Genomic DNA, 20,672 nt, shown 5'->3' with positions numbered 1-20,672 from the left:
GACAGCTGAGAAGAAGTGGGAGAGCGGTGCATGTATGACGTCCTGGTGGTCGGCTCGGCCAACGCGGATCTGACGGTACGGGTCGACCGGCGGCCCGGCGCGGGCGAGACCGTGCTCGGCACGGACCTGGTCGAATCGGCCGGCGGCAAGGGCGCCAACCAGGCGGCCGCCGCCGCCCGGATCGGCGGGCGCACCGCGCTGCTGGCGCGGGTCGGCGGCGATGCGTACGGGGAGCTGCTGCTCGGCGCCCAGCGCGCCGCGGGCACCGATGTCACCCCGGTCATCGTGGACGGGACGGCCCGCACCGGCACCGCGATGATCATCGTCGACCCGGACGGCGACAACAGCATCGTGGTCTCGCCGGGCGCCAACGCCGCGCTCACCCCACAGGACGTGGCCGCCGCGAAGGACACCATCGCCGCCTCCGCCGTGGTCTCCCTCCAGCTGGAGATCCCCATGGAGTCCGTACGGGCCGCCGCCGCGGCCGCCGAGCAGGCCGGCACCCGCGTCGTGCTCAACCCCTCCCCGGCCCCCACCGCGGCGCTGGCCCCCGAACTCCTGTCGGTGGCCGACCCGTTGGTGGTCAACGAGCACGAGGCGCGGCAGCTCTCCGGGCTGACCGACGGCACCCCCGCCCAATGGGCGCAGGCCCTGCGCGACCGGGGCGCCCGCTCCGTCGTGGTCACCCTCGGCGGCGACGGCGCGCTGGTCCTGGACGACTCCGGAGCCGAGAACGTCCCGGGCGTACGCGTCAGGGCCGTGGACACCACCGGCGCCGGCGACGCCTTCACCGGCGCCCTCGCCACCCGCCTGGCCCGCGGCGACACGCTGGCCGGCGCGGCGCGCTTCGCCGTACGGGTCGGCGCCGCCGCCGTCACCAAGCCGGGCGCCCAGCCCTCCTACCCGACCCGGGCGGAGCTGGAGGTACTGGCGCCGGAACAGCCGCAGGGCTGAGGCCGGGGGCGGCACCGGCCGGCATCGCCCGGCGCCGCCCGGCAACCGCTCTCACCCCACCTCACCGCCCGTCCAGCTCCTTCGGCCCGTACAGCGCGTGGTCCGCGCCGGTGGTCAGCGCCCAGTAGCGGTCGCCGTAGGACCAGTGCCACCACTCGGTGGGGTAGTTGACCAGACCGGCGGCGGTCAGCGCGGCGTTCAGCACCCGGCGGTGGGCGCGGGCGACGGTCGTCAGCTCCGGCGCGGCCGTGTAGCAGGCGCCGCCGCTCTCCTCGGGGGAGGCGTTGATCGGGGTCCCCATGTCGACGGGCTCCCCCTCGGCGGTGACGAGGGTGAGGTCCACCGCACCACCGGCGCTGTGCGGTGCGATCCCGGGCGGCGACACATAGCGGCTGGCGGCCTGGTGGAGCCGGGCGGTGTCCCAGTCGGGGTGGGCGGCGCGCAGTTCGTCCGCGTACTCCTCGAAGTAGCGGCGCTGGAGCCCCGGCGGCCGGTAGCCCTCGACGAACTGCAACCGCAGCCCGTCCGGCAGTGACTCCTGCGCCGCCAGCAGCCGTTGGAGCACGCCTTCCCGCAGAAAGGCGAAGGAGCCGAGCGGGTCGGTCCGGTCCTCGGCCACGAGCAGCCCGGGCGCCGCGGTCCGTACGTCCACCAGCGGCTCACCGCACTCCTCGACGGGGACCGCGGCCACCGCCGGGTCCGCCATCAGCGTGATCCGGTCGCGGACATCGGTGAACACCAGCTCCGCGCCGTCCCCCGGCACCGGCCCGGTCCACTCGGCGGCCGCCGCCACCCGCTCGCCCGACGGCAGCCAGGCGCCGCTGAGGCCGCACCCCGAAGCCGAGCCGCCGGTCCCCATGCCGTTGGCGAGCAGCACCTGCAGACCGTGGTCCCGCGCCTGCTGCGCATACCGCGCCACACGCTCCGCCGAACCGTGGAAGGAGCTGGCGAGCGACACCCGGCAGCCGTCCGCCGAGGCCCGCGCCGCCACCTCGGGGACGCTGTTGTCGAAGCAGGTGGCGAGCGCGAACCGGATGCCGCCCAGGGTGCAGCGGCCCTCGGCGGTGCCCGGCGCGAACACCGTGTTCTCGTCCCCGTACAGATGGACCTTGTCGTAGCGGGTGACCAGGGCGCCGTCCGGGCCGAAAACGAACGAGGAGATAGCCGGACGGGACCCGCCGCCGGTGGCGCGGCCCGCCGCGTTCACGACCGCCGCGGTCCCGGTCGCCCGGCAGGCTTCCCGTACGGGTGCCAGCCGGGCGTCGTCCGCCGTGACCGGCATGCCCACGGGGTCGGCGGCTATCAGGGCCAGGTCGTAGTGCGTCAGGGCGAGTTCGGGGAAGACCACCAGCCCCGCGCCGCGCCCGGCGGCCTTTGTGAGGAGCCCGGCCATCCGGACGGCGTTGGCCTCGATATCGCCCGGTACCGGGAGGAATTGTGCGGCAGCAATGATCATTCGCCCATGATGCCGGGCGGGTCGGGGGGCCGGGCGGGATCGGGCGGCACCAGGCGGCATGGGAGATCCGGGCCGATCGGGGCGGTCGGGGCGGTCGGTCCGGTGGCTTTTTCCCGCCGCCGGACCGCCCGCCCCAAGGCAACGCCGGTCCGGCTACTTCCGGTCCGCCGCCCGCGCCGCCGCCTCCGACGCCGCCACCGTTACGACCGCCCGCACCTGCCCGGTGATCGCGGTCCGGTTGCGTACGAAGACGGGGTCGGTGACCTGGCCGTTCGTGGGGTCGGTGTTGTCCGGGCCGAACTCCAGCACCGGCGTGTGCAGATGCCCGCCCGGGATCGCCGGCCGCACCGCGTCCCTCAGCAGCGTCGCCCGGTAGGCGATCTCATTGGACAGATAGTCCCCGCCGCCCCCGGCACGCGCCGTGGAGCCCGGGGTCGGGCCGTCCGGGCGGTCGACGGGCGCGCCGCCGCCCGCCGGGATCTCGGTGACAGCGGTGTGGTCGACCACCGGGTACGGTCCGGTGCCGGCCGCCACGATCCGGGCGTACGGCAGGCTGGTCGTCGTCCACTGCGGCTGCGGCCGCACGGTCGGCACCCCTGCCGGAATCGGCACCAGCTCCGTTCGGGAATCCCGCGCATTGTCCGGATAGCCGCCCCGCCAGGCCCCGTTGGTCCGCTCGACATCGAACCGGCCGGGCCGCCCCTGACTGACCGTCGTGAACAGATCGGCCTGCCGCGGGCCACTCCGGAAGTGCGGCAGCAGGGTGCGCTCCACCGTGCCCGCCGCGAAGTCGGCCCACCGTACGGGGAAGACGGCGGTCTCGATCCGGGCGGGCTTCCCGGAGGCGGTCCGCACGGTCGTCCCGTCCAGCGCGAGCGCCGCCGCCCCCGACGGATTGCTCCGCCGGGCGTCGGCGTCCAGCTGGAACGGGTCGAAGCCGGTCACCACCACCCGCAGCACCTCCTTCCCGGCGGGCAGCGCGATCGAGTCCTGCCCGCGCGAACCCCGCTCCAGCGACCCGAGCAGGGCGTCGCGCCGGTCCTGGGGCAGCCCGAACTCCGGCTGCCACTGCCGTAGTTCCTTCGTCATCCCGAGCCGCGCCCAATACAGCGGACGGTCGTCGTCCCGGCTCAGATCGCCGCCGTCGGGCCCGCGGCCCTGCGCCCGGTCCACGGCCCGCCGCCACAGCGCCCGCCCCTCGTCCGCGACATAGCGGCGGGCCTCCGGGTAGCTCGTCACCCGGGCCAGCCCGCGGGCGAACTCCCGCTCCCACACGTCGAAACCACTGCGCCGCAGGATCTCCTGCGGTGCCTCCTGTGTCAGCCGCCCCTCCTCCACCGTGCTGTCCGTCGCGGGCGCCGCGGCGGCCGGAGCCGTCAGGGCCAGCGGGACGGCGGCCATCAGCGCGACACCGAGCGTGCCCATCCTGGTACGTATGCGTCTCATGGGGGCGAGTAAAGCGGTGTGGGCGTGGGGGCGGTAGAGGCGCCGGCCGCCCCGCTGTCCTGTTCCTGCCCCCGACTTGGGCCTGCGACCCGGCCCGGTCCGTACCGGGTGCCCGCGGATAGGGTTCCTGGTCCCGTCCGATCCCGTCCGGTACGGTCCGGTCCGCCGCCGCGTCCGGCGCACTCCACGAGACTCAGGGGGATCTCTGTGGCCACTCCGCCACCGCCGCACGGCCCGCACCCGTATGCCCAGCCGTACGGACCACCGCCAACGGGGCCCCAGCACCCGCAACAGTCCACAGCGCCCCACCCGCAACGGCCCGCGGGCGCCCACCCGCAGCCGCCCGTCGGCCCGTACGACCCGCAGCCGGGGCAGCCGGCCCCGTATCCGTACGACCGCCAGCCGCCCCTGCACCCGCACGCGCAGCCGCACCCCCACTCCCACCCGCAGCCGTACGCCGCCGACCCGGGCTGCCGGTTCTGCGGGGCCCGGCCCGCCGTGCAGGCCACCGTCCGCGGGCATCGGGCAGGTGCCCACCCTCGCGGTCGGTGACTGTGTCCGCAAGGAGGGCGACTGGGAGGACCAGGATCTGGAGATCGTGGACTGCGGTGCGGCCGACGCGGAGTACAAGGTGACCCGCCGGCTCAACACCTCCAAGGACGTGTGCGCCGACGGCGAGCTGCTCGCCGACCTCACCTACAGCCCCGACCGGATGACGATCTCCTGCCTCGCTCAGGCCCGGTAGCCGCACCGGGGCCCAAGGGGCTTGCGGGGTCTGCGGGCTCGGCGGGGTCTACGGGGTCTTTACAGGGTCTAAGAGGTCTACGGGGCTCCGGCTTCAGCCCTCGCCCGGCCCGTCGCCCGAACCCTCGCCCGGCCCCTCCCCGGGTTCTGCACCCGGTGCCTCCACCGCCCCGTCGGTCCGCTTCTCCATCGTCCCGCCGGTCCGCCCCTCCGCGGCCCCATCGGTCTGGCCTTCCGTCCCATCGGTCCGCCCCTGCCCGCACCCGAGCAGCGCCAGGAAGTCCCGGAAGGCCGTCGGCATCTCCACGTCCTCCGGGTCCAGCAGCCACTGCAACTGGAGCCCGTCCATCACGGCGGCCAGCAGCGGCGCCGCCCGCTCCGGGGTCAGACCGCCGGGCAGGGTGTCGCCGCATTCGGTCCGCAGCACCTCGGCCATCGCGGCGCGGACGGCGCGGAAGCGGCCTTCGAAGAATGCGCGTGCGGGGTGGTCCTCGGTGACGCTGTCGGCGGCCAGCACCGTGTAGGTCCGGACGAGGCCGGGGCGGGTGGCGTTGTAGTCGACGAGCTGGGCGAGGGTGTCGGTGTGCCGGGTGCCGGCCGCCGCGGCGGCCGAGGCCAGATCCCAGCGGTCGCGCGTCTCCAGCACCCCCACCAGCAGCAGTTCCTTGGTGGGGAAGTGGTGCAGCAGGCCCTGCTGGGTCAGTCCGGCGCGTTCGGCGACGGCGGCGAGCGAGGTACGGCGGTAGCCGCGCTCGGAGATCAGCTCCATGGCGGCCTCCAGGATGGCCGCGCGCCGCTCCGCGCGCTGGGTCTCGCGCCCGCCGCCGGCGCGCCGCGCGCCCGGCCCGCCGCCGCGGGGTCCGTCCTGGTCTCGTGCAGTCACCGGCCGAGCGTAACTCTCCCGTGGAGATCCCGTACGACTGATGTAACGGAAAAGTAACGGTGCCTACCGGTTGACAGGTGGGCCGGTAAGAATCCGGACAGGGGGTCCGCACGTCCATTCAGGGAGCACCGGAGAGCCGCATGACCGACCACCATCCTCACGGCCCCGCCGCTGACGCCGCCCACCATCATGCCCCGGACCGCGCGCACGAGCACGCCGCGGCCGTCGAGCGGGCCCTCGCCGCGCTCGACCTCGACACCAAGGCCCGGCTGCTGTCCGGCCAGGACATGTGGACGCTGCCCGCCGTGCCCGCGATCGGGCTCCGGTCGCTGGTGATGTCGGACGGGCCGGTCGGGGTGCGGGGCCAGGAGTGGAGCCCCGAGGACCCCTCGGTGGTGCTGCCCAGCCCCACGGCGCTGGCCGCCACCTGGGACCCCGGGCTGGCCCGCCGGACCGGTCACCTCCTCGCCCAGGAAGCCCGCCGCAAGGGCGTGCACGTCCTGCTGGCGCCGACCGTCAATCTGCACCGCTCACCGCTGGGCGGCCGGCACTTCGAGTGCTATGCGGAAGACCCGCTGCTCACCGGCGAGATCGGGGCCGGATATGTCCGTGGGGTACAGGAGGGCGGCGTCGGTACGACCGTCAAGCACTTCGTGGGCAACGACGCCGAGACCGACCGGCTCACCGTCGACAACCGCATCGCCCCCCGCCCGCTGCGCGAGCTCTATCTCGCGCCCTTCGAGCACATCGTCGAAAACGCCCGCCCCTGGGGCGTGATGACCGCCTACAACCAGGTCAACGGCTCGACGATGACCGAACACCGCGCGCTGGTCCAGGACGTGCTCCGCGGCGCATGGGGTTTCGACGGCTGCAATGTCTCCGACTGGACGGCCGCCCGCGACACCGTGCGCGCCCTGCGCGGCGGCCTGGACGTGGCGATGCCGGGGCCCCGGACGGTCTACGGCGCGCGGCTCGCCGAGGCCGTCCGCGGCGGCGCGGTGGCCGAGTCGGAGGTGGACGACGCGGTGCGCCGGGTGCTGCTGCTCGCCGCCCGCACGGGGTGTCTGGACGGGGTGCCGGCCGCGGTCGACCCGGCCGAGGTCCCGCGGGGGATCGACGGCCGGACGCTGGCCCGCGAGATCGCCCGGCGGGGGTGTGTGCTGCTGCGCAACGAGCCGGTGGCCGGTGCGCGGCGGGCGCTGCCGCTCGATGCCGCCGCCCTCCGCAGGGTCGCCGTCATCGGGGCGGCCGCGTGCGAGGCCCGGGTGCTCGGCGGCGGGTCCGCGACCGTCTTTCCCGACGCGGTCGTCTCCCCGCTGCAGGGGCTGCGCGCGGCGCTGCCCGACGACGTCGAGCTCACCTTCGCGGCCGGCGCCGATCCGCACTCCCGCGTCCCGCGCGCCCGTGAGGGCTTCACGCTGCGCGCCCGCTACCTGGCCGCGGACGGCCGGCTGCTCGCCGAGACCGCGCAGCGCGACGGCAAGGTGCAGGTGATGGGCCGCTTCCCCGAGGGCGTCACCCGGCAGAACCTGAGCGCCGTCGAACTGGCCGGCAGCTTCACCCCGCGGCACACCGGCCGCCACACCTTCGCCGTCTCCGGCGCCGGTGAGCTGCGGCTGACCGTCGGTGGCGCCCTGCTCTTCGACGGCCCCTGCGCACCGGAGGGCGGCGGCCCCTTCGAGTCGTTCCTCAACCCCGCCGAGCGGCGGGTGACGGCGCAGCTGACGGCGGACGAGCGCGTCGAGGTCACGCTGCGGTACGTGCCGGACCACCCGGGCGGCTCCGGGGAGGGGCCGGCCGCGCTGCACTTCCTGCTCGGTCACCGGGCGCCGCAGGCCGATGCGGACGCGGAGATCACCGAGGCGGTCCGCGCCGCGGCCGATGCCGAGGTAGCGATCGTCGTCGTCGCCACCACCGAGGAGACCGAGTCCGAGGGCTTCGACCGCGGCGATCTGCGGCTGCCGGGCCGCCAGGACGAGCTGGTACGCCGGGTCGCCGCCGCCAACCCGCACACCGTGGTGGTCGTCAACTCCGGTTCGCCGGTGGAACTTCCGTGGCGCGAGCAGGTCCCCGCCGTGCTGCTGAGCTGGTTCCCCGGGCAGGAGGCCGGGGCGGCGCTGGCGGATGTGCTGCTCGGCGCCCATGAGCCGGGCGGCCGGCTGCCCACCACCTGGCCGGCCCGCCTCGACGACGCCCCGGTCACCACCGTCACCCCGACCGGCGGCCAACTCGACTACGCCGAGGGCGTGTTCGTCGGCTACCGCGCCTGGCAGCGGTCCGCCGTCGCGCCCGCCTACCCCTTCGGTCACGGCCTCGGCTACACCGACTGGGAGTACGAGTCGCTGGACACCACCCCGGACTCGGTACGGGTGCGCGTCCGCAACGCGGGCGACCGGCCCGGCCGTGAGGTCGTCCAGATCTATCTGGCGCCCACCGAGGACGCCGCCCCCGACGCTCCGGAGCGCCCGGCGCGCTGGCTGGCCGGCTTCGCCGTCGTCGAGGCCGGCCCCGGCGAGAGCACCGAGGCCGAAATCCCGCTGCCGGACCGGGCGTTCGCGGTCTGGGATGCGGAGGGCGGCGACTGGCAGCGGGTCAAGGGCGTCTATCGGGTCGAGGCGGCACGGAGCGTCGACGACCGCAGGCTGACGGCGGAGGTCACCGTCGGCTGACGGCTCCGGAAGCGGGGGCGCTCCTCCCCGGGGACGCCCCCGCCGGTCCCGGCCCACGCCCGTCCGGCCCCGGCCCACGCCCGTCCGGTCCCGGCCCACGCCCGTCCGGCCCCTCATCGTGACCCTCCCCTCATGACGGCACCACCGACACGTCACCGCCGCTCGTCCGTGCCGTGACCTTGTGCGCGGAGCCCTTGTCCGTCGGGACGGAGACCTTGCTGTTGCCGCCGCTGGTCGTGGCGTCCACGGCGTAGGAGCCCTTCGGCAGCCGGATGGTGACATTGCCTCCGCTGGTGCGGCCCGACACCTCGTCGGGCGCCGCGGACAGCGCGAGATCCACGTTGCCGCCGCTGGTCCGCGCCTTGGCCGTGCGGGCCGTGGAGTCCTTGACGGTGATGTCGCCGCCGCTGGTCTCCGCCGCTATGCCGCCGGTGGCGCCGCGGACGGTGATGTTCCCGCCGCTGGTCCGCAGATCGACCGAGGCGTTGCGCGGCAGCAGCACCCGGTACGCCACCTCGCACCGGCGCCCCATGCCGCAGTCCTCGGCCTCCAGCGTCAGCCGGCCGTCCTTGACCTCGTGCGCGGGGCTCGGCTTCTGCTCGTTGTAGACATACTTCTCCGTCACCTTCACCCGGCCGCCGGCGTCCACCGGGACGATCTCGATGTTCCCGCCGTGCGTCGTCGCCGACAGCGCGGTGACCTTGCCGGGCACGGTGTACGTACGCTCCGCCTCCTTCGCCGGGCCGAACCCCGCCAGGGAGCAGCCGGTCATCAGCACGGCCGACGCGGCGGCACAGGACAGCACGAGAGCGGAGGTACGCAGGCGGGCCATGGTGAGAGGTCTCCCGGAGCAGCAGTGAACGGAAACGGAACGGACCGGACAACCGATCAGTGCCATCGTTCCGCTCCGACCCCGCCCCTGGCGTCGCCGCACAGGATGACCTTCGCGTGGCTGTGCCCTTAGGGGGTGCCCGGACTCCGCGGCCGCACCGAGAAGCCGTAGACGGTCTCCGAGCGATAGGTCTCGCCGGGCCGCAGCACCGTGCTGGGGTAGTCCGGGCGGTTCGGGGAATCAGGGAAGTGCTGGGTTTCCAGGGCCAGTCCGGCCGCCGGGCCGTAGGGGACGCCCGAGGTGCCGGTCAGGGTTCCGTCGAGATGACCGGCGGTGTAGAGCTGGAGACCGGGCTCGGTGGTGGCCAGCGTCAGGGCGCGGCCGGAGCCCGGGTCGTACAACTCCGCGACGGTGCGCGGCGCGTGGCACACCCCGCCGTCCAGTGCGAAGTTCTGGTCGAAGGCGCCGCCGACCGCGCGCGCCGTCCGGAAGTCGAAGCGGGTGCCGACGACTTCGGCGGGTGCGCCGGGCACCGGAATGCCGCCCGCGTCGCACGGTGTGTACCGGGACGCCGCCAGCCGCAGCCGGTGCCCGGTGGCGCTGCCGCTGCCGTCCCCGCCCAGATTGAGGTACGTGTGGTTGGTGAGGTTGACGATGGTCGGCGCGTCGGTCCGCGCCTGGTAGGCGATGCGCAGCGCGCCGCCGGGGGAGAGGGTGTAGGTGACGCTGACGTCCAGGGCGCCCGGGAAGCCCTCCTCGCCGTCCGGGGAGACCCGGTGCAGCCGCACACCGCCGTCGACCGGCCGGGCCTCCCACACCACCCGGGAGAAGTTCCGCGGCCCACCGTGCAGGCTGTGCAACCCGCTATTGGGCGTCAGTTCCCAGTCCCGGCCGTCGAGTCGGAACGACGCCCCGGCTATCCGGTTCGCATACCGCCCGACCAGCGCGCCGAAGTGCGAGCCGCCGTGCGCGGCGTACGAGCCGAGGTCGGCGAAGCCCAGCGCCAGCTGCCCCCGCGCCCCGTCCCGGTCCGGGGCCTCCACCGTCTGGATGATTCCGCCGTAGGTCAGGACCCGGACCCGCACCCCGCCGGGCCCCGACTCCAGGGTCCAGCGGTCGACGGGCGTACCGTCCTCCAGCGCGCCGAAGGCTTCCCTGCTGACCTGCGTCTTCATGGCAGCGACCCTATGCCCGTCGGCCACCGGGCGGCGCCGGGGGAGCGCGTTCAGCCGCTGCGGCCGGGCCGGGTGATCGCGCGGAACGCCAGCTCCGCCAGCTCCTTCTGGCCGCCGGTGCCGGGGTGGAACCAGTCCCAGGTGCTCAACTGCCGCCCCGTGAAGCGGTAGTCGAAGACCGACTTGTCGAACCGGCACAGCGGGTCGGTGCCGCACACCTCCGCCAGCGCCGTGTTGTACGCCATCACCCGGCCGCGGACCTCCGCCCGCCGGTCGTGCGCCGCCTTGGTCAGATCGTCCGGATCGCGCAGCATGGACCCGCAGATGCCGAGCTTCCACACCTGTTTGCCGAGCGGGTTCTTGCGCCCCTCCGACCACAGCCGCAGCAGATCCGGCACCGCCGCGACATACACCTGGGTGTGCGGCAGGGCGCGCCGCAGATACTTCATGGACCGCGCGAAGTCGGCGCGGAAGGCGCCCGCCGGGGTCATCGAGCGTACGTCGCGCCGGCAGGCGTCGTTGGCGCCGATCAGGACCGTGACCAACTCGGGCTTCCGGTCGGCGGCCGCGGTGATCTGGTCCGGCAGATCGCGCATCAGCGCACCGGTCCGGGCGAGGTTCCAGCTGTGTGTGGCGGGGCGTTTGACCAGGCGTCGGGCGAGGCTGTCGACCTTGGGGTCGGTGCCGGTGGCCCAGGAGACCTGCGGGCAGTCGGAGAGGACGGTGCAGGCGTCGAAGCCGACGGTGATGGAGTCGCCGAGGGCCGCGATCGAGCGGGGGTTGGTGCGCCACACGGGCGCCTTGGCGGCCTTCCGCTTGCCCCCGGCGCCGGATTGCGGAGCGGAGCCGTCACCACTACAGGCGGTGAGGGCGATCACCAGGGCGGAACCGATGGCGACGGTGCGTGAGGAGCGGAGGGCGAAGCGGCGGCGCCGGCTGCGAAAGGGCCGATCGATCCGCGTCATCCCCTGTCCCCCTCCGGCGTGCGAGTGATATCTCTTCGGGTACCGACGGTACGTCACCCCCTCGACCGGCACCGCGCGATAGCTTTGCCCCGTGCTTGCCGGGCGGTGACCCAAAGTGGCAAGTGCAGTCGGCACAGACAAATTACATCACGTCATTTCCTGTCCCTTTTGCGGCAAATTCCGCCTAATGGTGTTTACTGTAGGTCACCAGCATGCTGGTGCCGAAGTGACCGCTGGGGCAGAATGGCAACTGTCCCGGCCGCAACCGGAACGGGCACGAGGCCGCTGGGGAAGGCGAACCTCGAACCGCACTGGAGGTCCCGGTGACGACACGTGGAGTTCTGTACGTCCACTCCGCTCCGCGCGCGCTGTGCCCGCATGTCGAATGGGCCGTCGCGGGCGTCCTCGGTGTGCGCGTCAACCTCGACTGGATCCGCCAGCCGGCGTCCCCGGGCACGTGGAGAGCCGAGTTCTCGTGGCAGGGCGAGGCCGGTACGGCCTCCAAGCTGGCCTCCGCGCTGCGCGGCTGGCATCTGCTGCGCTTCGAGGTGACCGCGGAACCCTGCTCCACCGCGGAGGGCGAGCGCTACAGCTCCACCCCCGATCTGGGGATCTTTCACGCCGTCACGGGCATCCACGGCGACATCCTCATCCCCGAGGACCGGCTGCGCGCCGCGGTCGCCCGCTCGGCGGGCGGCGAGAGCGAGCTGGCCGCCGAGGTCGCCAAGCTCCTCGGCAAACCCTGGGACGACGAACTGGAGCCCTTCCGGTACGCGGGCGAGGGCGCCCCGGTCCGCTGGCTCCATCAGGTCGTCTGACGCACCGGTACCCCTGCGACACGCGGCGGCGGTTGCCTTCGAGCGCGCTCCACGTCCTAGCGTGCGCGCCTCAAGCTGGTCATCAACAGCTGGGTGCTGACGGTCGCCAACGGCACCGGCGAGGCGCTGGCGCTCGCCGAGGGGCTCGGTGTGGACCCGCGCGACTTCCTCGCCGCGGTCGCCGGGGGCGCGCTCGACCTGCCCTATCTGCGGCTGAAATCCGAGCTGATCCTGGCCGATAACTACCCTGCGAGCTTCACGGTGTCCGCGGCCCGCAAGGACGCCCGGCTCATCACGGAGGCCGCCGGAGAGGCCGGCGTACGGATGGATCTGGTGGCGGCGGACGCGGAATGCCTCCGCCGGGCGGAGGAACAGGGCCATGGCCACAAGGACGCCGCGGCGGCGTACTTCGCCGGCTTCGACGGCTGAAATGGCCTGAGGGCCCGCCCGGTGGATGTCCACCGGGCGGGCCCTCAGGGTGCGCTGAGCGTGCCTCAGACCGAACGGAAGGCCAGCACTACGTTGTGGCCGCCGAATCCGAACGAATCGTTCAGTGCCGCGATCCGGCCCTCGGCCGGCAGCTGGCGTGGCTCGCCGCGGACGATGTCGGCGTCGGCCTCCGGGTCGAGCTGGTCGATGTTGATCGTCGGCGGGGCCACGCGGTTCTTGAGCGCGAGGACCGTGGCCACGGTCTCGATACCGCCCGCGCCGCCCAGGAGGTGACCGGTCATCGACTTCGTGCTGGTGATGGCCATGTGGTCGACGTCGTCACCGAACGCCTTGCGCAGCGCCCGGAGCTCACCGACGTCACCGGCCGGCGTCGAGGTCGCGTGCGCGTTCACATGCACGATCTCGGCGGGCTGGAGGTCGGTGTTGTCCAGGAGGTTCTGAAGCGCCGCCGCGATGCCGTTGCCGGACGGCTCGGGCTGCGTGATGTGGTGCGCGTCGGCCGAGATGCCCTGGCCGACGGCCTCCGCGTAGATCGAGGCGCCGCGGGCCTTGGCGTGCTCCTCGGACTCCAGGACGATCACGCCCGCGCCCTCGCCGAGCACGAAGCCGTTGCGGTCGACGTCCCAGGGGCGGGAGGCGCCCTGCGGGTCGTCGTTGTTCTTGGACATCGCCATCATGTTGCCGAACGCGACGATCGGCAGCGGGTGGATGGCGGCCTCCGTGCCACCCGCGACGACAACGTCGGCGCGGCCGGAGCGGATCATCTCGATCGCGTAGCCGATGGCCTCGGCGCCCGACGCGCACGCCGAGACCGGCGTGTGCACCCCGGCGCGGGCGTTGAACTCGATGCCGACGTTCGCGGACGGCGAGTTCGGCATCAGCATCGGCACGGTGTGCGGGGAGACGCGGCGTACGCCCTTCTCCTTGAGCACGTCGTACTGGTCGAGCAGGGTCGTCACACCGCCGATACCGGAGGCGATGACGGCGCCCAGACGGTCGGGGTTGACCGCGGTGTCCTCGCCCGCCTTGGCGGTGAAGCCCGCGTCCCTCCAGGCCTCCTGGGCCGCGACGAGCGCGAACTGCGCCGAGCGGTCCAGCTTGCGGGCCTGCGGGCGGGGGATGATCTCGGTCGGCTCGACGGCGATCTGGCCGGCGATACGGACCGGCAGGTCGGCGGCCCAGTCCTGTTCGAGGGTGCTGATGCCGGAGCGTCCGGCGAGCAGGCCCTCCCAGGTCGAAGCGGTGTCGCCACCCAGCGGTGTGGTTGCGCCGATACCGGTGACGACCACGGTGCGATTGGTCGCATTCACGGGAATTCTTACTCCACGGGTAGAGGGGTTGGAATCGACGGCGCCACCGCGGGGTGGCGACATGCGCAGAGCTGGATCAGCCCTGGTGCTTGAGGATGTACTCGGTCGCGTCGCCGACCGTCTTGAGGTTCTTGACGTCGTCGTCCGGGATCTTCACGTCGAAGCGCTCTTCGGCGGCGACGACGACCTCGACCATGGACAGCGAGTCAACGTCCAGGTCGTCGGTGAAGGACTTGTCCACCTGGACGTCCTCGGTGGGGATCCCGGCGATCTCGTTCACGATCTCGGCGAGACCGGCGACGATCTCTTCCTGAGTGGCGGCCATGATGGCGCTCCTTCGGTCATTTTAAGGGGAAACTGCGTTACTTGCGGTGAAGATCCGTTCGGCGTCCGACACATCCGAAGACGTACGGTGCTGCGCAGATCTTGCCTAGGGGAGGGTAACGACCGTAGCGGCGTAGACGAGACCCGCCCCGAAGCCGATGACCAGCGCGGTGTCGCCGCTCTTGGCCTGTCCGGTCGCCAACAGCCGCTCCATGGCGAGCGGAATGGAGGCGGCCGAGGTGTTGCCGGTGGTCTCCACGTCGCGGGCGACCGTGACGCTCTCCGGCAGCTTCAGAGTCTTCACCATCGAGTCGATGATCCGCATGTTGGCCTGGTGCGGAATGAAGACGTCCAGGTCGTCCGGGCTGACTCCGGCCGCGTCCAGCGCCTGCTGGGCGACCTTCGCCATCTCGAACACCGCCCACCGGAAGACCGCCTGGCCCTCCTGGGTGATGGCGGGGTAGCGGATCTCCTCCGGAGCGGGGCGGCCCTCGGGCGCGTCTCCTCCGGGGACCGGGGTGGGGCGGTAGATGTCCCAGCCGAGGGTCTGCTTGATGGTCTCGGACTTGTCGCCCTCCGAACCCCAGACCGTGGGGCCGATCTCGGGCTCGTTGGCCGGGCCGACGATCACCGCACCGGCCCCGTCACCGAAGAGGAAGGCCGTCGCGCGGTCCTCCAGGTCGGTCAGGTCCGAGAGCCGCTCCACGCCGAGGACCAGCACATACTCCGCCGAGCCCTCGGTCACCAGGCCCTTGGCCAGGGTCAGTCCGTAGCCGAAGCCCGCACAGCCCGCCGAGATGTCGAACGCGGCCGGCTTGCCGGCACCGATACGGTGCGCGATCTCGGTCGCGATCGCCGGGGTCTGCTTGAAGTGCGACACGGTGGAGACGATCACTGCGCCGATCTGCTCGGGCGTGATCCCGGCGTCGGCGATGGCCTTGCCGGACGCCTCGACCGACATGGTCGCGACGGTCTCCTCGGGGCCCGCCCAGTGGCGGGTCGCGATGCCGGACCGCGAGCGGATCCACTCGTCGGACGAGTCGATGTGCTTGAGGATCTCCTCGTTCGGCACGACACGCGTCGGGCGGTAGCCGCCGACGCCCATGATCCGCGCGTACGGTGCGCCCTTCGAGGGCTTGATCTTCGAGGTCATGCGCTGCGGACTCCTATTCGGCCGGGGCGGATTGCTCGGCGATCAGCGTGCGGGCCGCGTCGAGGTCGTCGGGCGTCTTGAGGGCGAGGGTCCGCACGCCGGGGAGTGCGCGCTTGGCCAGGCCGGTGAGCGTGCCGCCGGGAGCCGCCTCGATGAGCGTGGTGACCCCGAGCTCCTTGAAGGTCTCCATGCACAGGTCCCAGCGCACGGGGTTGGCCACCTGGCCCACCAGCCGCTGCACCAGCTCCTGGCCGGAGGAGACCAGCGCGCCGTCCCTGTTGGAGACATAACGGGTGCGCGGATCGGCGACCGACAGCTGGGTGGTCGCGGATTCCAGGGCCGAGACGGCGGGTGCCATGTGGTGAGTATGGAACGCGCCGGCCACCTTCAGCGGTACGACCCGGCGAGTGCCTTCCGGCTTGTTCTCGACCAGCGCGGCGATCTGCTCGGCGGTGCCCGCGGCGACGATCTGCCCGGCGCCGTTCACATTCGCCGGCGTCAGGCCCAGCTGCTCCAGATGCGGGATGACCACGGCCTCGTCGCCGCCCAGCAGCGCGGCCATACCGGTCTCGGTGACGGCGGCGGCCTCGGCCATGGCCTGGCCGCGCCGGCGCACCAGCTGCATCGCGTCCTCGTCGGACAGCGTGCCGGCCAGCGCGGCGGCGGCCAGCTCACCGACGCTGTGGCCGGCCACCGCGCCGGTCCGCGTGGCGACGTCGTCGGCCGTGGCGAACAGCTGACGGGCGGAGAGCAGGGCGGAGGCCACCAGCAGCGGCTGCGCCACCGCGGTGTCGCGGATCTCCTCCTCGTCCGCCTTCGTGCCGTAGTGGACCAGGTCCAGGTCGATGGCGGCCGACCAGGCGCGGAGCCGGTCCTCGACACCGGGGAGGTCGAGCCAGGGAGTCAGGAAGCCGGGCGTCTGAGCGCCTTGGCCGGGAGCGACGAGTACGAGCACCCTCACACTCTCTCTTGTGGGTGGTTCCGCCCGCCCGTGGGGACAAGGACGAAGAACCATCGGGGGAATTGTTGGTGTCCGACAAAAGTCTAGGGTTGGGCCTCACCGTCAGCCAGACGCCCCAGAATCAATGCGATACGGAGGGTGAACGCCGAGCGGACATCGGAGGGTGACCAGCCGGTGACGTCGGTCACACGTCGCAGCCGATAGCGCACGGTGTTGGGGTGCACGAAGAGCATCCTCGCGGCCCCCTCCAGACTGCTCGCCTGCTCCAGATAGACGCTCAGCGTCTCCAACAGCGCCGACCCGGCTTCCTCCAGCGGTCTGTAGATCTCCTCCACCAGCTGCTCGCGCGCGACCGGGTCCGAGGCCATCGCGCGCTCCGGCAGCAGATCGTCCGCGAGCACCGGCCGCGGGGCGTCCGGCCAGGCGGCACAGGCCCGCAGTCCGGCGGCGGCGGCCTGCGCCGAGCGGGTCGCGGCCAGCAGGTCGGAGACGACCGGGCCGGCCACCACGGGCCCGGCGGCATACGGGCCGATCAGTGCCTTCGCGGCCTTCAGCGGATTGTCCGAACCGCCCGCGATCACCACCAGACGGGAGCCCAGCACACCGGTCAGGACCTGGAGCTTGGCGTGCCGGGCGGCCCGCCGGATCGCCTCCACGGTCAGCTCGCTGTCCCCGTCCGGCGCGGTGCCCAGCACCACACACACATGCTCGGGGGAGTTCCAGCCCAGCGCCGCCGCACGGGAGACCGCGCCCTCGTCGGCCTCGCCCGAGAGCACCGCGTTGACCACGAGGGACTCCAGCCGGGCGTCCCAGGCGCCGCGGGCCTCGGCCGCCTGGGCGTAGACCTGGGCGGTGGCGAAGGCGATCTCCCGGGCGTAGACCAGCAGCGCCTCGCGCAGCACGGACTCATCGCCCGGGGCCGCGACCTCGTCGATCGCGGACTCCATGACCTCGATGGTCGTCCGGACCATCTCCACGGTCTGCCGCAGCGTGATCGCCCGGGTCAGCTCGCGCGGCGCGGTACCGAAGACATCGGTGCTGATCGCCTGAGGGGTCTCCGGATGCCGGAACCACTCGGTGAAGGCGGCGATACCGGCCTGCGCCACCAGGCCGATCCAGGAACGATTCTCCGGGGGCATCGCGCGGTACCACGGCAGTGTGGCGTCCATGCGGGCGATGGCGGCGGCCGCCAGCTTGCCGGACGAATTCTCCAGGCGCCGGAGGGTCGCGGAGTGCGGGTGCGCGTCGCGCGATGCGGGTTCAGACACGGGACAAGCCTGCACTATCGGGGCGGGGAGGTGAGGGGGCGGGGCTACCGTGGGCCCATGATTCAGGTGCGGAGAGGCCATGAACGGTATCCGGGCGGGGACGCGGAGGCCGGGATCGCGTCGCGGCACGCGTTCTCCTTCGGGCCCCATTTCGACCCGGAGAATCTGCGCTTCGGGGCGCTGGTCGCCTGCAACGAGGAGCGGCTGGCGGCGGGCGCCGGATTCGACGAGCACCCGCACCGCGACACGGAGATCGTGACCTGGGTGGTCGAAGGAGAGCTGACCCACCGCGACTCGGCGGGCCACGAGACCACCGTACGCCCCGGCGATCTCCAGCGGCTCAGCTCGGCGGGCGGCGTCCGGCATGTGGAGCGCAACGACGGCGCCGGGCCGCTGTGCTTCGTGCAGATGTGGCTGACCCCGCAGGAGGCCGGCGGCGAGCCGTCGTACGAGGTGGTGCGCGGGATCGCCGACGGCACCCCGTACGCGGTGCCGCGGGCCGGCGCCCTGCTGCATGTGCGCCGGCTCGCCGACGGGGAGCGCACCGCGGTGCCGGATGCCCCCCGCGCCTATGTGCATGTGGTCCGCGGCGCCGTACAGCTGGGCGACGCGTGTCTGGAGCCCGGCGACGCGGCGCGGATCACCGACGGGGAGGGGCTGGAGCTGCGGGGGCTGTCGGCGGCGGAGTGCCTGGTCTGGGAGATGGGGCCGGAGCCGGTGTACGGGTGAGCTCGCGCGGGACCGGGTGACCGGTACCGCGCGGCACGTCCGGCCGGGTCAGGCGGTCTCGGCCAGCTCGGCGAGCACCGCGTCCGTCAGCGGCGGCCAGGACTCGATCGCCCACGGGCCGAAGGCCCGGTCGGCCAGCGCCACACAGGCCGCGCCGGCGTCCGGGTCCACCCACAGGAACGTCCCGGACTGTCCGAAGTGCCCGAACGTACGCGGCGAGGACGACGCGCCCGTCCAGTGCGGTGACTTGCCGTCACGGATCTCGAAGCCCAGCCCCCAGTCGTTGGGCTTCTGGTGCCCGTAGCCCGGCAGCACACCCGACAGACCGGGGAAGACCACCTGCGTCGCGGCCACCAGCGTCTGCGGGGCGAGCAGCCGGGGCGCCTGGAGCTCGGCCGCGAACCGGATCAGGTCGGCGACCGTGGAGACACCGTCCTTGGCGGGCGAGCCGGGCAGCTCGGTCGCGGTCATCCCGAGCGGAGCGAGCACCGCCTCGTGCAGATACTGCGCGAAGGGGATGTCGGTCGCCTTGGCTATGTGGTCGCCCAGCGCCTCGAAACCGGCGTTGGAGTAGACCCGGCGGGTGCCGGGCGCGGCCATCGCGCGCTGTTCGTCGAAGGCCAGCCCCGAGGTGTGGGCGAGCAGATGACGCACCGTGGACCCCTCGGGCCCGGCCGGTTCGTCCAGCTCGACGGCGCCCTCCTCGACGGCCAGCAGCGCGGCGTAGGCGGCCAGCGGCTTGGTCACGGACGCCAGCGGGAAACGATGCTCCAGGGGGCCGTACGATCCGGCCACCGACCCATCGGCTCGTACGACGGCGGCCGCAGCGGTGGGCACCGGCCAGTTCTCGATCATCCGCAGGCTCTGCATGCCCACGAGCCTAACGTTCCCAAAATCCGGTCAAGTCTGCCTGTGATCGGCGCTTGCCTGGAGTGCACTCGAAGTCTCTAGCGTTGAGGCCGTCGAGAGGCATCCGGCGAAATCGCCGGACGACGTCCGACGTAGGGGAGACGGGGCATGACGGTAACGCAGAGCGAACCGGCAGTGAGCGGCGCGACGGCGACCGGGGGGCTGTCGACGGCGATACGCGACTGCGCCACCGCGCACTCACACCCACGGCCCACCGGCCGTGACCAGTACACGATCAGCGAGGTGGCGGAGCACACCGGCCTCAGCGCCCACACCCTGCGCTGGTACGAGCGCATCGGCCTGATGCCGCACGTGGACCGCACGCACACCGGGCAGCGGCGCTTCACCAACCGCGATCTGGACTGGCTGGACCTGGTGGCCAAGCTCCGGCTGACCGGTATGCCGGTCGCGGCCATGGTCCGCTTCGCCGAACTGGTGCGGGCCGGTGATCGCACGTTCCCCGAGCGGCATCAGCTGCTGACCGCGCACCGCGACGACGTACGGCAGCGCATCGCCGAGCTCCAGAGCACGCTGGGCGTACTCGACTACAAGATCGAAATCTATGCCGACGCCCAGCGGGCGTCCGAGAGGTTCTGAGGCTCCATGGGGAACGAGAAGATCGAGACGGTCGAGCTGGGCACGGGCGGACCGCGGGTCGGGGTGCAGGGCCTCGGCTGTATGGGCATGAGCTTCGCCTACGGGCCCACGGACGCCGACGAGGCGCGGGCCACGCTGGAGCGCGCACGGGAACTGGGCGTGACGCTCTTCGACACCGCCGACATGTACGGCATGGGGGAGAACGAGAAGTTCATCGCCCCGTTCATCCGGGCCCACCGCGACGAGGTCGTGCTGGCCACCAAGTTCGCGATAACCACCGACCCGGACGACCCGGCCAAGCGCGTCATCCGCAACGACCCGGCCTACATCCGCCAGGCCGTCGAGGGCAGCCTCCGGCGCCTGGGCGTGGACGAGATCGACCTGTATTACATGCACCGGCGGGACGTGAACGTCCCGTTGGAGGAGTCGGTCGGGGCCATGGCCGAGCTCGTCGCCGAGGGCAAGGTGAAGTACCTGGGGCTGAGCGAGGTGACCGGCAGCGAACTGCGGGCGGCGCAGGCCGTGCACCCGATCACGGCGCTCCAGTCCGAGTGGTCGCTGTTCAGCCGGGACATCGAGGACGGTGTCGTGCCGGCGGCGATCGAGCTCGGCGTGGGTCTCGTGCCGTACTCACCGCTCGGGCGGGGCTTTCTGACCGGTGCGTTCGTGCACGCCGACAAGGAGCTGACCGCGGATGACTTCCGGCGTCAGCAGCCCCGCTTCACCGGTGACAACGCGGCCGCCAACGCCGCTCTGCTGGAGCCGGTCCGCGCCCTCGCCGAGGCCCATGGCGCCACGCCCGGCCAGATCGCGCTGGCCTGGCTTCAGCAGCAGGCCGCGGCCCGCGGCCTGGCCGTCGTCCCGATCCCCGGCACCCGTAAGCGCAGCCGGGTCGAGGAGAACACCGCGGCCACCCGGATCCGGCTGACCGAGCAGGAGCTGGCGCAACTGGAGCCGATCGCCGGGCAGGTCGCGGGGGCGCGGTACGCGGACATGACGCTCACCTCGGCGGGACGGGAGTAGACGGGA

18 protein-coding genes and 2 pseudogenes are annotated in these 20,672 nt (G+C 72.9%); 8 read left to right on the top strand and 12 right to left on the bottom strand.

Annotated elements, in window-relative coordinates; all coding sequences use genetic code 11:
• The first annotated feature begins 30 nt into the window (after nt 1-30).
• Nucleotides 31-954, top strand: coding sequence for a ribokinase (locus AC3EUV_RS09295; protein WP_435602626.1), 924 nt, complete (start codon nt 31-33; stop codon nt 952-954).
• A gap of 61 nt (nt 955-1,015) precedes the next feature.
• Here the strand turns inward: AC3EUV_RS09295 and AC3EUV_RS09290 are convergent, their stop codons facing one another.
• Entirely contained in the window at nt 1,016-2,410 is a 1,395-nt protein-coding gene (locus tag AC3EUV_RS09290) for a nitrilase-related carbon-nitrogen hydrolase (RefSeq protein ID WP_435602625.1), read from the bottom strand.
• Between the two features lie 153 nt (nt 2,411-2,563).
• Nucleotides 2,564-3,856, bottom strand: a complete 1,293-nt coding sequence (locus AC3EUV_RS09285; protein ID WP_435602624.1) for a pyroglutamyl peptidase — start codon at nt 3,854-3,856, stop codon at nt 2,564-2,566.
• 529 nt (nt 3,857-4,385) lie between these two features.
• Here AC3EUV_RS09285 and AC3EUV_RS09280 point away from each other — a divergent pair.
• Nucleotides 4,386-4,601: an LppU/SCO3897 family protein gene (locus tag AC3EUV_RS09280; protein WP_435602623.1), complete on the top strand. Its 216-nt coding sequence runs from the start codon at nt 4,386-4,388 to the stop codon at nt 4,599-4,601.
• Between the two features lie 261 nt (nt 4,602-4,862).
• Here the strand turns inward: AC3EUV_RS09280 and AC3EUV_RS09275 are convergent.
• Nucleotides 4,863-5,483 (bottom strand): annotated as a pseudogene (locus AC3EUV_RS09275) (TetR/AcrR family transcriptional regulator); the annotation flags it as partial.
• A 140-nt stretch (nt 5,484-5,623) separates the two neighbouring features.
• Between AC3EUV_RS09275 and AC3EUV_RS09270 the strand changes: the two are divergent.
• Entirely contained in the window at nt 5,624-8,152 is a 2,529-nt protein-coding gene (locus AC3EUV_RS09270) for a glycoside hydrolase family 3 protein (RefSeq protein ID WP_435602622.1), read from the top strand.
• A 130-nt stretch (nt 8,153-8,282) separates the two neighbouring features.
• Here AC3EUV_RS09270 and AC3EUV_RS09265 read toward each other — a convergent pair whose 3' ends face one another.
• From AC3EUV_RS09265 to AC3EUV_RS09255, 3 genes are all read right to left on the bottom strand, one after another.
• Nucleotides 8,283-8,984, bottom strand: a complete 702-nt coding sequence (locus AC3EUV_RS09265; RefSeq protein WP_435602620.1) for a DUF4097 family beta strand repeat-containing protein — start codon at nt 8,982-8,984, stop codon at nt 8,283-8,285.
• 128 nt (nt 8,985-9,112) lie between these two features.
• Nucleotides 9,113-10,159 (bottom strand): aldose epimerase family protein, encoded by a 1,047-nt coding sequence (locus AC3EUV_RS09260; RefSeq protein ID WP_432141719.1) that lies wholly within the window; start codon nt 10,157-10,159, stop codon nt 9,113-9,115.
• A 50-nt stretch (nt 10,160-10,209) separates the two neighbouring features.
• Nucleotides 10,210-11,124, bottom strand: a complete 915-nt coding sequence (locus tag AC3EUV_RS09255) for an SGNH/GDSL hydrolase family protein (RefSeq protein ID WP_432141720.1) — start codon at nt 11,122-11,124, stop codon at nt 10,210-10,212.
• Nucleotides 11,125-11,447: 323 nt separating this feature from the next.
• Here AC3EUV_RS09255 and AC3EUV_RS09250 point away from each other — a divergent pair, with 323 nt between their 5' ends.
• Nucleotides 11,448-11,942, top strand: coding sequence for a DUF3145 domain-containing protein (locus AC3EUV_RS09250; protein WP_435602618.1), 495 nt, complete (start codon nt 11,448-11,450; stop codon nt 11,940-11,942).
• A 63-nt stretch (nt 11,943-12,005) separates the two neighbouring features.
• Nucleotides 12,006-12,371 (top strand): annotated as a pseudogene (locus AC3EUV_RS09245) (NAD-binding protein); the annotation flags it as partial.
• Between the two features lie 65 nt (nt 12,372-12,436).
• On the opposite strand, the gene fabF reads toward AC3EUV_RS09245, so the two are convergent.
• The 5 genes from fabF to AC3EUV_RS09220 all read right to left on the bottom strand — a co-directional run bounded on the left by fabF (nt 12,437) and on the right by AC3EUV_RS09220 (nt 17,408).
• Nucleotides 12,437-13,702: a beta-ketoacyl-ACP synthase II gene (fabF, locus tag AC3EUV_RS09240; RefSeq protein ID WP_432141722.1), complete on the bottom strand. Its 1,266-nt coding sequence runs from the start codon at nt 13,700-13,702 to the stop codon at nt 12,437-12,439.
• 76 nt (nt 13,703-13,778) lie between these two features.
• On the bottom strand, nt 13,779-14,027 hold the full coding sequence (locus AC3EUV_RS09235) for an acyl carrier protein (RefSeq protein WP_018088056.1): 249 nt from the start codon (nt 14,025-14,027) through the stop codon (nt 13,779-13,781).
• A 105-nt stretch (nt 14,028-14,132) separates the two neighbouring features.
• The gene (locus tag AC3EUV_RS09230) at nt 14,133-15,179 is read right to left on the bottom strand and encodes a ketoacyl-ACP synthase III (RefSeq protein WP_432141723.1); all 1,047 of its coding nucleotides are present in this window, start codon (nt 15,177-15,179) and stop codon (nt 14,133-14,135) included.
• 13 nt (nt 15,180-15,192) lie between these two features.
• The gene (locus tag AC3EUV_RS09225; protein ID WP_435602617.1) at nt 15,193-16,134 is read right to left on the bottom strand and encodes an ACP S-malonyltransferase; all 942 of its coding nucleotides are present in this window, start codon (nt 16,132-16,134) and stop codon (nt 15,193-15,195) included.
• Between the two features lie 89 nt (nt 16,135-16,223).
• The gene (locus tag AC3EUV_RS09220) at nt 16,224-17,408 is read right to left on the bottom strand and encodes a PucR family transcriptional regulator (protein WP_018088053.1); all 1,185 of its coding nucleotides are present in this window, start codon (nt 17,406-17,408) and stop codon (nt 16,224-16,226) included.
• 57 nt (nt 17,409-17,465) lie between these two features.
• Here AC3EUV_RS09220 and AC3EUV_RS09215 point away from each other — a divergent pair, with 57 nt between their 5' ends.
• The gene (locus AC3EUV_RS09215) at nt 17,466-18,137 is read left to right on the top strand and encodes a pirin family protein (RefSeq protein ID WP_435602616.1); all 672 of its coding nucleotides are present in this window, start codon (nt 17,466-17,468) and stop codon (nt 18,135-18,137) included.
• 48 nt (nt 18,138-18,185) lie between these two features.
• Here the strand turns inward: AC3EUV_RS09215 and AC3EUV_RS09210 are convergent, their stop codons facing one another.
• A complete protein-coding gene (locus AC3EUV_RS09210; RefSeq protein WP_432141726.1) occupies nt 18,186-19,007 on the bottom strand; it encodes a serine hydrolase domain-containing protein in 822 nt (273 codons plus the stop codon).
• Between the two features lie 147 nt (nt 19,008-19,154).
• Here AC3EUV_RS09210 and AC3EUV_RS09205 point away from each other — a divergent pair, with 147 nt between their 5' ends.
• A complete protein-coding gene (locus tag AC3EUV_RS09205) occupies nt 19,155-19,643 on the top strand; it encodes a MerR family transcriptional regulator (protein WP_432141727.1) in 489 nt (162 codons plus the stop codon).
• Nucleotides 19,644-19,649: 6 nt separating this feature from the next.
• Nucleotides 19,650-20,666, top strand: coding sequence for an aldo/keto reductase (locus AC3EUV_RS09200; protein ID WP_435602615.1), 1,017 nt, complete (start codon nt 19,650-19,652; stop codon nt 20,664-20,666).
• Nucleotides 20,667-20,672: the final 6 nt, after the last annotated feature.

Source organism: Streptomyces sp. bgisy130 (genome assembly GCF_057708345.1).
Note: the sequence above shows the minus strand (reverse complement) of the source record. Positions and strands in the feature narration are given on the sequence as shown.

Bases quoted from the DNA above. Each gene is read 5' to 3' on its own strand.
- AC3EUV_RS09295 (WP_435602626.1), top strand. From the start codon at position 31: ATGTATGACGTCCTGGTGGTCGGCTCGGCCAACGCGGATCTGACGGTA.
- AC3EUV_RS09290 (WP_435602625.1), bottom strand. From the start codon at position 2,410: ATGATCATTGCTGCCGCACAATTCCTCCCGGTACCGGGCGATATCGAG.
- AC3EUV_RS09285 (WP_435602624.1), bottom strand. From the start codon at position 3,856: ATGAGACGCATACGTACCAGGATGGGCACGCTCGGTGTCGCGCTGATG.
- AC3EUV_RS09270 (WP_435602622.1), top strand. From the start codon at position 5,624: ATGACCGACCACCATCCTCACGGCCCCGCCGCTGACGCCGCCCACCAT.
- AC3EUV_RS09265 (WP_435602620.1), bottom strand. From the start codon at position 8,984: ATGGCCCGCCTGCGTACCTCCGCTCTCGTGCTGTCCTGTGCCGCCGCG.
- AC3EUV_RS09260 (WP_432141719.1), bottom strand. From the start codon at position 10,159: ATGAAGACGCAGGTCAGCAGGGAAGCCTTCGGCGCGCTGGAGGACGGT.
- AC3EUV_RS09255 (WP_432141720.1), bottom strand. From the start codon at position 11,124: ATGACGCGGATCGATCGGCCCTTTCGCAGCCGGCGCCGCCGCTTCGCC.
- AC3EUV_RS09235 (WP_018088056.1), bottom strand. From the start codon at position 14,027: ATGGCCGCCACTCAGGAAGAGATCGTCGCCGGTCTCGCCGAGATCGTG.
- AC3EUV_RS09230 (WP_432141723.1), bottom strand. From the start codon at position 15,179: ATGACCTCGAAGATCAAGCCCTCGAAGGGCGCACCGTACGCGCGGATC.
- AC3EUV_RS09215 (WP_435602616.1), top strand. From the start codon at position 17,466: ATGATTCAGGTGCGGAGAGGCCATGAACGGTATCCGGGCGGGGACGCG.
- AC3EUV_RS09210 (WP_432141726.1), bottom strand. From the start codon at position 19,007: ATGCAGAGCCTGCGGATGATCGAGAACTGGCCGGTGCCCACCGCTGCG.
- AC3EUV_RS09205 (WP_432141727.1), top strand. From the start codon at position 19,155: ATGACGGTAACGCAGAGCGAACCGGCAGTGAGCGGCGCGACGGCGACC.
- AC3EUV_RS09200 (WP_435602615.1), top strand. From the start codon at position 19,650: ATGGGGAACGAGAAGATCGAGACGGTCGAGCTGGGCACGGGCGGACCG.